Below are 12,134 nucleotides of genomic sequence, written 5' to 3'. Positions count from 1 at the left end.
TGTTAGGCGTTTATCTGAGCCACGCCCGTCGCGCCACGCTCTGCCATCCCGCCGCCCGCATCATTCCAGGAGCCCGTGATTGAACCCGTCGTCGTCGCCCCCCGAGCGCAAAGGGGTCGCCCTTTATGCGCGGATTGCCAGCCTGCTGCGTGGACGCATCCATCAGGGCGAATGGAAGCGCGGCGACCAGTTGCCGCCGATTCCCGAGCTGTGCGCGTTCTATCAAGCGGGCACGATCACCGTGCGCCAGGCGCTGGCCGAGCTGAGCGCCGAAGGGCTCGTGAGCAGCGCCCGCGGCCGTGGCACGTTCGTCACAGCCGATGTCGTCTCGCCGGCGGATAACCCGGCGCTGCGCGCCGCGATCAACGATCCGCTGCAGCTTGCGCCCGGCCAGACGCTGCGCGTGCTGCTGCGCGAAGCTGTGACCGCACTGCCCGCCGCATTGCAGACGGGCCAGCCGATGCGCGCCGCCTACATGCGGATCCGCACGCTTCAACTGCACGACGGCACGCCTTACGGCATGATGGACAGCTTCGTCGCACGCGAAACCTACGACCGGTTTCCGAAAGGCAGCGACGCGCGGCACAAGGTCGGCTATCTCGTTCGTCAATACAACCGCCTTCCGCTCGCGAAGGCCCGCCAGGAAATCACGGCCGCGTATGCGGACCAGGAGACGGCCGACCTGCTCGCGTCGGACGGCGCCGACTGCAGCATGGCCGACATGCTGATCCGCATGCGCCGCTGGTGGACCGACGGCGGCGGCTGCATCGTCCACGCGGGGCTCTATCTCTACCGCGCCGACCGCTTCGTGCTCGATATCACGCACGATCTCGACGGCGACGATCGCAGTGCCGACCTGATCCCGTCGCCCCGCTCAGGCGCCCGGAAAAGCGCGCGCAAGCCGGCGGCCTGACGCGCTCACCGCGTCACGCCGGCGCACCGCCATCGTCGTCGCCCATCGCACCGTAGACCCAATGCCGCAGATCGCGGCGGATCCGGTACGTCGTCGACGGCAGCAGTTGCGTCATGAACACGACGATCAGGTCCTCGGCCGGATCGATCCAGAAGGCGGTGCTGGCGCCGCCGCCCCAGAAGTAATCGCCGACGCTGCCCGGCTGCATCGTCGCGGCCACGTCCTGTGTCACCGCGAAGCCGAGCCCAAAACCGAGCCCCGGGTAGACAGCCTCGCTGAACGTGGAACGCGACATCCGGTCGAGCGTCTGGCCGCCCGGCAGATGGTTGATCGTCATCAGCTCGACGGTTTTCGGGCTCAGGATCCGGTGCCCGTCGATCGACCCGCGGTTCAGCAGCATCCGGCAGAAGCGCAGGTAATCGCCGGCCGTCGACACGAGCCCGCTGCCGCCCGATGCCAGCGCAGGCGGCCGGAGAAACGCGCTGGCCGCCGGGTCGTCCTGCAACACGAGGCCGCCATCGGCGCCCGGGCGATAGCACGCGCACAGACGCTCAGCCTGCTCGTCCGGCACGAAGAAGCCGGTGTCGGGCATGCCGATCGGGTCGAACAGCACTTGTTTCAGGTAGTCGGCAAACGGCTGCCCGGAAATCGTCTCGACGAGATAGCCGACCACGTGCGTCGCGACCGAATAATTCCATTCGTTGCCCGGCGAGTAGTCGAGCGGCAGCCTGGCCAGGTCCGCGATCATGCCGTCGAGTCCGCCCGGGTTGCCCGGTTCGCCGAGCGCGAGTTCCCGGTACGCGGCATCGACGTTCGTGCGGGCCTGGAAGAAATACGACAACCCGGCCGTATGGCGCAGCAGATCCACCATCAGCATCTCGCGTGCGACGGGCCGGGTCTGGAACCCGCCGAGGCTTCGTGCGCCGGCCACGGCAACGCCCAGATCCTTCCAGGCCGGAATCACGCTCGATACGGGATCGTCCAGCGCGACCAGCCCCTGTTCGACCAGCGTCATGAACGCAACGCTCGTGATCGGCTTGGTCATCGAATAGATGCGGAAAATCGCGTCCTCGCGCATCGGCTTCGCCCGCTCGATATCCATCGATCCAACGACGTTCACGTGCGCCAGCTCGCCACAACGATGAATCATCGTCACTGCCCCCGGCAAGCGCCCGGATGCCACGTACCGTTCGTTCAGCCGCGTGTCGAGCGCCATCAGCCGCTGCGACGACAAACCCGGATGTGCCACCTTCGTCATGCCCCTGCTCCTCTTTCCACTTCGGTCTCGACACGCCGGCGCCCGCGCCACCACGCTTCTGACAGGACGCTCATCCGGCTAAAACATTCTAAAGATAGAACTATATCATTTTAAAGAATGCTCGAACCACCGCGACTCATCGGCGACACCCCGCGCGCCCCATGCAGGCCGGTTGCCCGATTCGAGACGCCCGGGCATGATGTCGCGAACCCCGGCGGCGGCCCTGCAAACCGTTACCCGCAACGCGCCGCCAATCGCGCCGGCCGGGGCCGCCTCTGCCCACCTCCGTCCGCTCATGTCATTACGCGCATTCAGAACGCTGGTCGCCATCGCCCGATACCGTACATTCGCGCGCGCCGGCGAAGCCATCGGCCTCACGCAATCGGCGGTGAGCCTGCAGATCAAGACGCTCGAAAGCGAATACAACGTGCAGTTGTTCGATCGCTCGCGCCGGCAGCCGGTGCTCACCGAGGCCGGCAACATCCTGCTGGCCCAGGCCGAGCAGGTGCTCGCGATGGTCGACCGGATTCCCGACGCGCTCAGCGACGAGAAGAAGCTGGTCGGCCGCCTGCGGATCGGCGCGATCCAGACCGCGCTGTCCGGCCCGCTGCCCGACGCGCTGCTCGCGCTGCGCGCGGCGCACCCGCGGCTGCGCGTGCACGTGTCGGCCGGGATGTCGGCCGAACTCGCGAACCGCGTCGCGGCCGGCGAACTCGATGCGGCGATCACGACGCGCCCCGTGCGCCCGCATCCGGCGGAACTGACGTGGACCACGCTGTACGAGGATCGCTTCTGGCTGCTCGCGCCGCCGGACCAGGCGGAACGCGATGCGGTCACGCTGCTCGATGCGCTGCCGTTCATCCGCTTCGATGCACAGGCTTGGGCCGGCCGCATGATCGCCGCCGAGCTGCGCCGCATCGGTGTGCGCGTACGCGAGGAGATGGTGCTGGACAGCGCGGAAACGATCGTGCGCATGGTCGCGAGAGGGCTCGGCGCGGCGATCGTCGCGCTCCCCGATGCGACGCTCGCGCGGCTGCCGCCCGTCACGCGCTTGCCGTTCGGACAGCCGCAAATGGGGCGCGCGGTCGTCCTGCTCGAACACCAGTCGCGTCCGGCCGAGCGTTTCGCACGCGCGCTGGCCGCCGAAGTCACCGCGTCATCGATGAGAATTGCTCATTGAACACCTGATAATTAACCATTATTCCTGTTGCTTGCGCGTGTTAACTTGGCGGCATCGTCATTCTTTCGATTGCGTGTCGCCATGTTGTCCGCCGGATGGATTCCCGCCTCGTTCCGCCGTTTTGCGTGCCCGCCGCTCACGGCGGCCCGCACCGCCTGCACGGCTCGCGTGAAGGCGCGTCGATGATCGGCCCGATCCTGCTCGCGCTGGCACCGGTTGCGCTGCTGGTCGCGTTCGGCCACGGCCTGCGGCGCACGGGCTTCATCGGCGATGCGTTCTGGCCGCAGGCCGAGCGGCTATGCTACTACGTGCTGCTGCCCGCGCTGTTCGCGGACGGCCTCGCGAACGCACGGCTGCAGTCACTGCCCGTTTTACCGCTCGCGGCCACGCTGGTCGGTTCGACCGCGCTCGCCGCGGCGCTTCTCCTGCTGGTCCGCCGGTTCGTGCGGGTCGACGGCGCCGGCTTCACGTCGGTATTCCAGGGCGCCGTGCGCTTCAACAACTATGTCGGCACCGCGCTCGCCGCCGGCCTGTTCGGCGCAAAAGGCATCGCGCTCGCGGCCGTGTGCGTCGCGGCGATCGTCCCGACCGTCAACCTGATGTGCGTGCTGGTGTTCGCACGCTACGGCGACACACGGCTCGGCGCGGCGGCACTCGTGCGCCAGATCCTGTCGAATCCGCTGGTCGTCGCGTGCGCGCTCGGGATCGCGATGCAGGCCGGCGGCGTCTCGTTCCCCGCGGCCGTCGCGCCGGCCGTGCGCGCGCTCGGCGTCGCGTCGATGCCGCTTGGCCTGCTGTGCGTGGGCGCTGCGCTGAAATTCGATGCGGCGCGGGCGTGGCTGCAGCCGGTGTGCGTCGCGTCGGCGTTCAAGTTCATGGCGATGCCGCTCATCACGCTCGCCGCCGGCCGCCTGCTCGGGCTCGGCGATGCGGCGCTGACGGTCGCGCTGCTGTTCCAGGCGCTGCCGACGTCGTCGGCGTCCTACATCATGGCGCGCCAGCTCGGCGGCGATGCGCCGCTGATGGCCGGCATCACCGCGTTCCAGACGGTCGCCGCGGCGCTCGCGATGCCGGTCGTGCTGAGCGCGCTCGCGTCGGCGCCCGTGTTTCGCTGACGACGCAGCGCCGCCCTCATTCCCCCTGAATCCAGACTGCCAGCCGGCCATCGCGCGATTCCGCATCGTCGGCCGCGCGCGGTCACTCACGCGTTGCCGCAGGCGCTCACCGAGAAACCCTTCACATGAACGCTCCCGCCCCACCCGCCGCCCTCGTCGCCACCCGGCCGCACGCGACCATCTACGTGAAGCTCACGCTCGTCGCGCTGTTCTGGGGCGGCACGTTCATCGCGGGCCGGATCCTGGCCGCGACGATGTCCGCGACCGCCGCGGCCACCGGCCGCTTCGCGATCGCCGCGCTGCTGCTGGTCGTGCTGACGTGGAAGATCGAAGGCGGGATTCCGAGGCTGAGTGGCCGCCAGGTCGTGACGACCTTCGGGCTCGGCGCGACCGGCATCTTCCTGTACAACGTGTGCTTTTTCGCGGCGCTCGCGCGGATGCCGGCGGGCCGCACCGCGCTGTTCGTCGCGCTGAACCCGGTCGCCACCGCCGTGCTGCTGTCGATCGTCGTGCGCGGGGAACGCCTGTCGCTGTCGCGCTGGGCCGGCATCGCCGTCGCGCTGTTCGGCGCGCTGGTCGTGATCAGCCGCGGCGACTTGCTGCGGGTGCTGACCGATCTCGGCAACACGTTCGGCTCGGGGGAACGCTTCATGCTGTGCGCGGTGCTGAGCTGGGCCGCCTATACGGTGATCGGCCGACGCGCGCTCGACGGGCTGTCGCCGCTCGCGGCCACGACGTATGCGGCGCTGTGGGGCCTCGCGCTGCTGATCGGCGCGCACCTGTTCGGCTCGCCCGCCGGCAGCGGCACGCCGCTGACGTGGCAGGCCGTCGCGTCGATGCTTTACCTCGGCGCGATCGGCACGGTGGTCGCGTTCGTCTGGTATTCGCAGGGCATCCGCGAACTCGGGCCGGCCCGCGCGGCCGTGTTCACCAACCTGGTCCCCGTGTTCGGCGTGCTGCTGTCGGTCGCGCTGCTCGGCGAGCCGTTGTCGCCGTCGATGCTGGCCGGCGGTGCGCTCGTGATCGCGGGCGTCGCGCTGACCAATCGCGCGCGGCGCTGACGCATCGGCATGCGCCCGTCGCGCCCAAGGGGACGGATGTCGAATCCCGGCGCCGGAGCATGACGACCGTCGTGTCACGCCCACGCGCGGCCGATACGCCCCCCGATCTCCTCGCAGCCCCGCCAAAAACCGCCTATCGTGAATGGAGCGCCCCGTTCACCGCCACTCGACCCTGCGTCGCTCGCACCGGCGGTAACGGCACCGCGTTCCGGCACCATTCATCGCGATCCTGGCGCACGCTCGCCCGTGCACGATCGCGGCCGCCCACCGGATTACAGGAGGCCCTCATGAAAGCCGCGCTGCTCGTCAGTTCCGCCCTGCTCGCCATTGCATCCGCTTCGGCGTCGGCCCAAGGCTCGATCACGAAAGTCGAAAACGGCGCGCTCGTCGCCGCAAACGGGATGACCGTCTACGCATTCGACCAGGACAAGCCCAACGCCGGCACCAGCGCCTGCACGGGCCAATGCGAATCCTTCTGGCCGCCCTACAAGGCCAGCGCGACCGATGTCCCGGTCGGCCCCTACACGATCATCAAGCGCGATGACGGCAGCCCGCAATGGGCGTACAAGGGCAAGCCGCTGTACTTCTTCTCGAAGGACATGAAACAGGGCGACCGCAACGGCGACAACTTCAAGAACATGTGGCACGTGGTGGCGCCGTAACCGCTCTCCCGCCGTCTTCCGCGCGCGTCGCGCGGACGTAAAAGAGCCCGCGCGGATCGTCGATCCGGGCGGGCCTTGTCGCGGTCACGCCGGCCGCATTGCATGGTGTTGCCCGCCGTCAGGCAGGCGGACGACGCATGCAGCCGGGTGGCGCGTCAGCGGTTCGACGGGAAGCTGAACACGGTGCCTTCGCGCACGCCGGCCGACGGCCAGCGCTGCGTGATCGTCTTGCGCTTCGTGTAGAAGCGCACGGCGTCCGGGCCGTACGCGTGCAGGTCGCCGAACAGCGAGCGCTTCCAGCCGCCGAACGAGTGGTACGCGACCGGCACCGGCAGCGGCACGTTGATGCCGACCATGCCGATCTGGATGTTGTCGCCGAAGTAGCGCGCGGCCTCGCCGTCGCGCGTGAACAGGCACGTGCCATTGCCGTACTCGTGCGCGTCGATCAGCGCCATCGCCTCGTCGAGCGACTTCAGGCGGATCACGCCGAGCACGGGCCCGAAGATCTCATGCTGGTAGATCGGCATGCCGGGCTTCACGTTGTCGAACAGGCACGGGCCAAGGTAGTAACCGCCGTCGTGGCCGTCGACCTTCACGCTGCGGCCGTCGACGACGAGCGTCGCGCCCGCTGCCACACCGGCTTCGACGAAGCCCGTCACCTTCTCGAAATGCTGCCGCGTGACGAGCGGGCCCATGTCGACGCCCGCGCCGTTGCCCGGGCCGACCTTCATCTTCTCGATCTCGGCCTTCAGGCCCGCGACGACCTGGTCGCCCGTCTCGTCGCCGATCGCGACGACCAGCGGAATCGCCATGCAGCGCTCGCCGCACGAACCGTACGCGGCGCCCATCAGCGCGTTCACCGCGTTGCCGATGTCGGCGTCCGGCATCACGACCGCGAAGTTCTTCGCGCCGCCGAGCGCCTGCACGCGCTTGCCGTGCGCGCAGCCGGTCGAGTAGATGTACTCGGCGATCGGCGTCGAGCCGACGAAGCTCACCGCCTTCACGCGCGGGTCGGTCAGCAGCGTGTCGACCGCTTCCTTGTCGCCGTTCACGACGTTCAGCACGCCCGGCGGCAGGCCCGCCTCGAGCGCGAGCTCGGCCATGCGCAGCGTCGACGACGGCGTACGCTCCGACGGCTTCAGCACGAACGTGTTGCCGCACGCGACCGCCATCGGCCACATCCACAGCGGCACCATCACCGGGAAGTTGAACGGCGTGATGCCGGCCGCGACACCGAGCGCCTGGAACTCGCTCCACGAATCGATCGCGGGGCCGACGTTCTTGCTGTGCTCGCCCTTCAGCAGCTCGGGCACGTAGGTCGCGTATTCGACGTTCTCGATCCCGCGCTGCAGCTCGCCCATCGCATCGGCGAGCACCTTGCCGTGCTCGGCGGTGATCAGCGCGCACAGCTCGTCGGCGTGTTCCTCGAGCAGCGTCTTGAAGCGGCTCATCACGCGGGCGCGCTTCAGCGGCGGCGTATTGCGCCAGGCCGGGAACGCGGCCTGCGCGGACGCGATCGCGGCTTCGACGGTCAGCTTGTCGGCGAGCGCGACGCTCTTGTGCGATTCGCCGGTGGCCGGGTCGAACACCGGCTGGACGCGGCTGCCGCCGTCGACGCGCTTGCCGTCGATCAGGTGGCCGACGGTGGAGGTCACATTGCTGTCGTGTTTCATGTATCTGACTCTTTCGTGAATTCGGTTATCGCTCAGGGCAAGCCGCGGCTCAGTCCACTTCGTTCAGTGCGTCGGACAGCGCGTTGACCAGGTTGTCGATCTCGCGCTTCTCCGAGATGAACGGGGGCGCCAGCTGGATCGTGTCGCCGCCGTAGCGCACGTAGAAACCCTTCGCCCAGCAGCGCATCGCGATCTCGTACGGGCGCCGTGCCGGCTCGCCCGGCAGCGCCGCGATCGTCAGGCCGGCAGCCAGCCCGTAGTTGCGGATGTCGGTGATGTGGCGCTGGCCCTTCAGCCCGTGCACCGCCGCTTCGAAATGCGGCGCGAGATCGCGCACGCGGGCCACCGCGTCTTCTTTCACCAGCAGGTCGAGCGCCGCGACGCCGGCCGCGCATGCGACCGGGTGCGCCGAATACGTGTAGCCGTGCGGGAACTCGAGCATGTACTCGGGGCCGCCCGCGGCCATGAACGTGTCGTAGATTTCCTTCGTCGCGATCACGCCGCCGAGCGGCTGCACGCCGTTCGTCACCTGCTTTGCGAAGTTCATGATGTCCGGCACCACGCCGAACGCATCGGCGCCCGTCATCGCGCCGGCCCGGCCGAAGCCCGTGATGACTTCGTCGAAAATCAGCAGGATGTCGTGCGCGGTACAGATGTCGCGCAGGCGCTTCAGATAGCCCTTCGGCGGCACGACCACGCCCGCCGAACCGGAGAACGGCTCGACGATCACGGCCGCGATGTTCGATGCGTCGTGCAGCGCGATCAGCTCGAGCAGGCGGTCGGCCAGCTCGGCGCCGTGCTCGGGCATCCCGCGCGAGAACTTGTTTTCGGCGAGTTGCGTGTGCGGCAGGAAGTCGGCATCGAGGCCCTGGCCGAACAGCTTGCGGTTCGGCCCGATCCCGCCGACCGAGATGCCGCCGAAGTTCACGCCGTGATAGCCCTTCTCGCGGCCGATCAGGCGCGTCTTCGTGCCCTTGCCCTTCGCGCGCCAGTAAGCGCGGGCCAGCTTCAGCGAGGTATCGGCCGCTTCCGAGCCCGAACCCGTGAAGAACACGTAGTCGAGGCCGGCCGGCGTCAGGTCCTTGATCTTGTTCGCCAGCTCGAACGATTTCGGATGGCCGAACTGGAACGCCGGCGCATAGTCGAGCTGCGCGACCTGGCGGCTCACGGCTTCGACGATTTCCGTGCGGCCGTGACCGAGGCCCGTGCACCAGAGACCCGACAGGCCGTCGAAGATCTTGCGGCCTTCGGCGTCCGTGTAATACGCGCCCTTGCCCGACACGATCATGCGCGGATCGGCCTTGAACTGGCGGTTGGCCGTGAACGGCATCCAGTGCGCGTCGAGCCACGCGGCGTCGGTGCGGAGGTTGGTTTCGTCGTGCTGGGCGGTGGTGATGTCGGTCATGTCGGTCGGCGCGGGGCGCCCCTCCTCCTTATGTTGATATTGCGCATTGTCGGGAGGCCAATTAGTCTTTTGAATATCGCAATATCAATGTTCACTTGCGCATCTATGCAAGCAAAGCAACCGAAGAGTCGCGCGCTGCTCGGGCAGCTCAGCGACATGGATCTCCGCCTGCTGCGGGTCTTCAAGGGCGTCGTGCAGTGCGGCGGGATGGCCGCGGCCGAACTGGAACTGAATATCGGCATCTCGACCATCAGCCGGCATGTGAAGGATCTGGAAACGCGTCTCGGCCTCGTGCTGTGCCGGCGCGGCCGCGCGGGCTTCACGCTGACGCCCGAGGGCCAGACGGTGTACGAGGAGACGTTGCGGCTGCTCGCGTCGATGGAAGCATTTCGCAGCAGGATCGACGGCATTCACGACCGGATGGGCGGCGAACTGCACATCGCGGTATTCGACAAGACGGCCACCAACGCGAACGCGCGGCTCGGCGACGCGATCCGCCAGTTCGCCGACGAAGCGCCCGACGTCGCACTGAACCTGCATGTCGCGTCGATCAACGAGGTCGAGCGCGGAATCATCGACGGCAGCTATCAGGTCGGGATCATTCCCGCGCACCGCAACTCGGGCAGCCTCGTGTATTCGGAGCTGTTCGACGAACGGATGCTGCTGTATTGCGGCCGCCAGCATCCGCTGTACGATGCGCCGCACGGCAAGCTCACGTGGACGACGATCCGCAATCATGCGTTCGCGGGCCTCGGCTTCCATTCGCCGAACATGGAGCTGAGCCATCGCGCGAAGCTCACGCGCAGCGCGACCGCATCGGACCAGGAGTCGATCGCGACGCTGATCCTGTCCGGCCGTTATCTCGGCTTCCTGCCCGACCATTACGCGGAAAGCTTCGAAAACAAGGGGCTGATGCAGCCGATCGCGCCGCACCGGTTCAATTACCGGTGCCGGTTCGTGAGCCTGCTGCGGCGCTCGCCGCGGCCGTCGCGGGCTGCGTTGCTGTTTCAATCGTGCCTGGAAGCCGCGCATGCTGCGGCGCGGCCGGCGGCGTAACGACTGCCGCGGCTGAGTGGCTGAGTGGCTGAGTGGCTGAGTGGCTGAGTGGCTGAGCGGCTGAGTGGCTGAACGGCTGAGTGGCTGAACGGCTGAGTGGCTGAACGGCTGAGTGGCTGAACGGCTGAACGGCTGAACGGCTGAACGGCTGAACGGCTGAACGGCTGAACGGCTGAACGGTCGGGCAGCCTACGTCGGTTTCACCGCCGGTCAAGCGCCATCGCCCGTGGCCGCCTGCGCACGCATCCGCTTCATGAAATGCGTCGCGACGAGCGCCGCGGCAAAACCGGACATCGCGCCGACGCCGAGCGCCCAGCGCGGGCCAAGATGATTCGCGACCCAGCCGGCCACCGGCGCGCCGATCGGCGTGCCGCCGAGCGCCACCGCGAGACGCAGCGCCATCACGCGGCCACGCATCGCCGGCTCGGTCGATAGCTGCACGAGGCTGTTGGTCGAGTTCATGAAGGTGATCGCGGCGATCCCGGTCAGCACGAGCGCGGCGCCGAACAGCCAGTAACCCGGCGCCAGCGCGGCGAGCGTGCAGCCGAGCCCGAACAGCGCCGCGCCGATCCACAGATGCCGGAAACGCGGCCGGTCGCGGCGCGCCGCGAGCAGCGCACCGGTAATCGTGCCGACGGCCATCATCGACGACAGCACGCCGAAGCCACGCGCGTCGACATGAAACACGCTGGCCGCCATCGTCGAGATGAACAACTGGAAATTGAGCCCGAACGTGCCGATCAGGAACAGCATCACGAGAATCGCCTTCAGGTCCGGGCGCTGCCATACATAGCGGAACCCGTCGAGCAGGCTCCCGCGCGTGCGGTCGGCTCGCGCATGCGCGCGCAACTCGTCGGCACGCAGCATCGACAGCGACGCCAGCACCGCGACGAAACTGAGCCCGTTGAGCAGGAACGCCCAGCCGGTGCCGACCGACGCGATGATGAAGCCGGCCGCCGCCGGCCCGATCATCCGCGCCGCGTTGAACGACGTCGAGTTGAGCGCGACGGCGTTCGCCAGTTCCCGATCGGCGACCAGCTCGGCAACGAACGTCTGCCGCACCGGCGCATCGAACGCCGACGCACAGCCGAACAGGAACGCGAACAGATACACGTGCCACAGCTGCGCGACGCCGGTCACCGTCAGCAGCCCCAGCAGGAGCGCGAGCCCGCCCATCAGCGCCTGGGTCGCCATCAGCAGCTTGCGCTGGTCGAAACGGTCGGCCGCGTAGCCCGTCCACGGCAGCAGCAGAAGCTGCGGGCCGAACTGCAGCGACATCACGATGCCGACGGCCGACGCGTCGTGATGCGTGAGCTGCGTGAGGACGAGCCAGTCCTGTGCGGTGCGCTGGATCCACGTGCCGATGTTCGACACCAGCGAGCCGATCGCCCACACGCGATAGTTGAAGCTGCGAAGCGAGCGGAAGACGCCCGCCGCCGGCACGCTCATGGCCGCTCCCGGTCGGGCTCGCTGCCGCCGTGCAGCTCACCGAAGCGCCGCGCGAGGAACAGGCCGAGCGCGAGGATGCCGAGGCCGAACGCCGCCGCGTCAGCCGTCACACGGAGATCGAAGTCGCCGACCCTGCACACCAGCACGTAGGCAATCACGAGGTTCGCGACACCCCACAAGACATTCACCGTGGACGACGACAACCCGCGCCCGGGCGGATTCGCGAACGGCGTCTGGAACGGCTCGCCGCGCAACCCGCTGACGAGATGCGGCACGACGTTCGCGAGAAACGCGCCGCCGAAGAAATACGACACGAGATGCGGGAGGTTCATGTTCGGGCTGTCCTTTCGGCGAGCGGGGCG

The 12,134-nt window shown here is 68.2% G+C and carries 11 protein-coding genes; 6 read left to right on the top strand and 5 right to left on the bottom strand.

All coding sequences use genetic code 11. The features are described from left to right. Window positions 1–79: 79 nt before the first annotated feature. Window positions 80–913 carry a GntR family transcriptional regulator gene (locus tag CFB39_RS24665; RefSeq protein ID WP_089474803.1) on the top strand — a complete coding sequence of 278 codons (834 nt, stop codon included), beginning with the start codon at window positions 80–82 and terminating at the stop codon, window positions 911–913. 13 nt (window positions 914–926) lie between these two features. Here the strand turns inward: CFB39_RS24665 and CFB39_RS24660 are convergent, their stop codons facing one another. Continuing rightward, complete coding sequence (locus CFB39_RS24660) at window positions 927–2,171, bottom strand: serine hydrolase (protein ID WP_089474802.1); 1,245 nt, start codon at window positions 2,169–2,171, stop codon at window positions 927–929. 295 nt (window positions 2,172–2,466) lie between these two features. On the opposite strand from CFB39_RS24660, the gene CFB39_RS24655 reads away from it, so the two are divergent. From CFB39_RS24655 to CFB39_RS24640, 4 genes are all read left to right on the top strand, one after another. Continuing rightward, on the top strand, window positions 2,467–3,351 hold the full coding sequence (locus CFB39_RS24655) for a LysR substrate-binding domain-containing protein (RefSeq protein ID WP_089474801.1): 885 nt from the start codon (window positions 2,467–2,469) through the stop codon (window positions 3,349–3,351). Window positions 3,352–3,533: 182 nt separating this feature from the next. After that, window positions 3,534–4,466 (top strand): AEC family transporter, encoded by a 933-nt coding sequence (locus CFB39_RS24650; RefSeq protein WP_179257753.1) that lies wholly within the window; start codon window positions 3,534–3,536, stop codon window positions 4,464–4,466. Window positions 4,467–4,591: 125 nt separating this feature from the next. Beyond that, complete coding sequence (locus CFB39_RS24645; RefSeq protein WP_089474799.1) at window positions 4,592–5,527, top strand: DMT family transporter; 936 nt, start codon at window positions 4,592–4,594, stop codon at window positions 5,525–5,527. 287 nt (window positions 5,528–5,814) lie between these two features. Then, window positions 5,815–6,189 (top strand): hypothetical protein, encoded by a 375-nt coding sequence (locus tag CFB39_RS24640; protein WP_089427567.1) that lies wholly within the window; start codon window positions 5,815–5,817, stop codon window positions 6,187–6,189. A 155-nt stretch (window positions 6,190–6,344) separates the two neighbouring features. Here CFB39_RS24640 and CFB39_RS24635 read toward each other — a convergent pair whose 3' ends face one another. Together CFB39_RS24635 and CFB39_RS24630 are read right to left on the bottom strand one after the other, a co-directional pair. Further along, window positions 6,345–7,862 (bottom strand): CoA-acylating methylmalonate-semialdehyde dehydrogenase, encoded by a 1,518-nt coding sequence (locus CFB39_RS24635; RefSeq protein WP_089474798.1) that lies wholly within the window; start codon window positions 7,860–7,862, stop codon window positions 6,345–6,347. Between the two features lie 49 nt (window positions 7,863–7,911). Next, window positions 7,912–9,267 carry an aspartate aminotransferase family protein gene (locus CFB39_RS24630; RefSeq protein ID WP_089427569.1) on the bottom strand — a complete coding sequence of 452 codons (1,356 nt, stop codon included), beginning with the start codon at window positions 9,265–9,267 and terminating at the stop codon, window positions 7,912–7,914. 105 nt (window positions 9,268–9,372) lie between these two features. On the opposite strand from CFB39_RS24630, the gene CFB39_RS24625 reads away from it, so the two are divergent. Continuing rightward, a complete protein-coding gene (locus CFB39_RS24625; protein WP_089474797.1) occupies window positions 9,373–10,323 on the top strand; it encodes a LysR family transcriptional regulator in 951 nt (316 codons plus the stop codon). Between the two features lie 210 nt (window positions 10,324–10,533). Here the strand turns inward: CFB39_RS24625 and CFB39_RS24620 are convergent, their stop codons facing one another. Both CFB39_RS24620 and CFB39_RS24615 read right to left on the bottom strand, forming a co-directional pair. Continuing rightward, complete coding sequence (locus tag CFB39_RS24620) at window positions 10,534–11,772, bottom strand: MFS transporter (RefSeq protein WP_089474796.1); 1,239 nt, start codon at window positions 11,770–11,772, stop codon at window positions 10,534–10,536. Further along, on the bottom strand, window positions 11,769–12,104 hold the full coding sequence (locus tag CFB39_RS24615) for a hypothetical protein (RefSeq protein ID WP_089474795.1): 336 nt from the start codon (window positions 12,102–12,104) through the stop codon (window positions 11,769–11,771). The genes CFB39_RS24620 and CFB39_RS24615 overlap by 4 nt, the downstream gene beginning before the upstream one ends. Between the last annotated feature and the right edge of the window lie 30 nt (window positions 12,105–12,134).

It is taken from the genome of Burkholderia sp. AU6039 (genome assembly GCF_002223365.1).
GTDB lineage: Bacteria > Pseudomonadota > Gammaproteobacteria > Burkholderiales > Burkholderiaceae > Burkholderia.
This window is presented reverse-complemented; position numbering and strand designations above follow the sequence as displayed.

What these genes read in the sequence shown, in the direction of transcription:
- CFB39_RS24660 (WP_089474802.1), bottom strand. Translation starts at nt 2,171, where the DNA reads ATGACGAAGGTGGCACATCCGGGTTTGTCGTCGCAGCGGCTGATGGCG.
- CFB39_RS24655 (WP_089474801.1), top strand. Translation starts at nt 2,467, where the DNA reads ATGTCATTACGCGCATTCAGAACGCTGGTCGCCATCGCCCGATACCGT.
- CFB39_RS24650 (WP_179257753.1), top strand. Translation starts at nt 3,534, where the DNA reads ATGATCGGCCCGATCCTGCTCGCGCTGGCACCGGTTGCGCTGCTGGTC.
- CFB39_RS24645 (WP_089474799.1), top strand. Translation starts at nt 4,592, where the DNA reads ATGAACGCTCCCGCCCCACCCGCCGCCCTCGTCGCCACCCGGCCGCAC.
- CFB39_RS24640 (WP_089427567.1), top strand. Translation starts at nt 5,815, where the DNA reads ATGAAAGCCGCGCTGCTCGTCAGTTCCGCCCTGCTCGCCATTGCATCC.
- CFB39_RS24635 (WP_089474798.1), bottom strand. Translation starts at nt 7,862, where the DNA reads ATGAAACACGACAGCAATGTGACCTCCACCGTCGGCCACCTGATCGAC.
- CFB39_RS24630 (WP_089427569.1), bottom strand. Translation starts at nt 9,267, where the DNA reads ATGACCGACATCACCACCGCCCAGCACGACGAAACCAACCTCCGCACC.
- CFB39_RS24625 (WP_089474797.1), top strand. Translation starts at nt 9,373, where the DNA reads ATGCAAGCAAAGCAACCGAAGAGTCGCGCGCTGCTCGGGCAGCTCAGC.
- CFB39_RS24620 (WP_089474796.1), bottom strand. Translation starts at nt 11,772, where the DNA reads ATGAGCGTGCCGGCGGCGGGCGTCTTCCGCTCGCTTCGCAGCTTCAAC.
- CFB39_RS24615 (WP_089474795.1), bottom strand. Translation starts at nt 12,104, where the DNA reads ATGAACCTCCCGCATCTCGTGTCGTATTTCTTCGGCGGCGCGTTTCTC.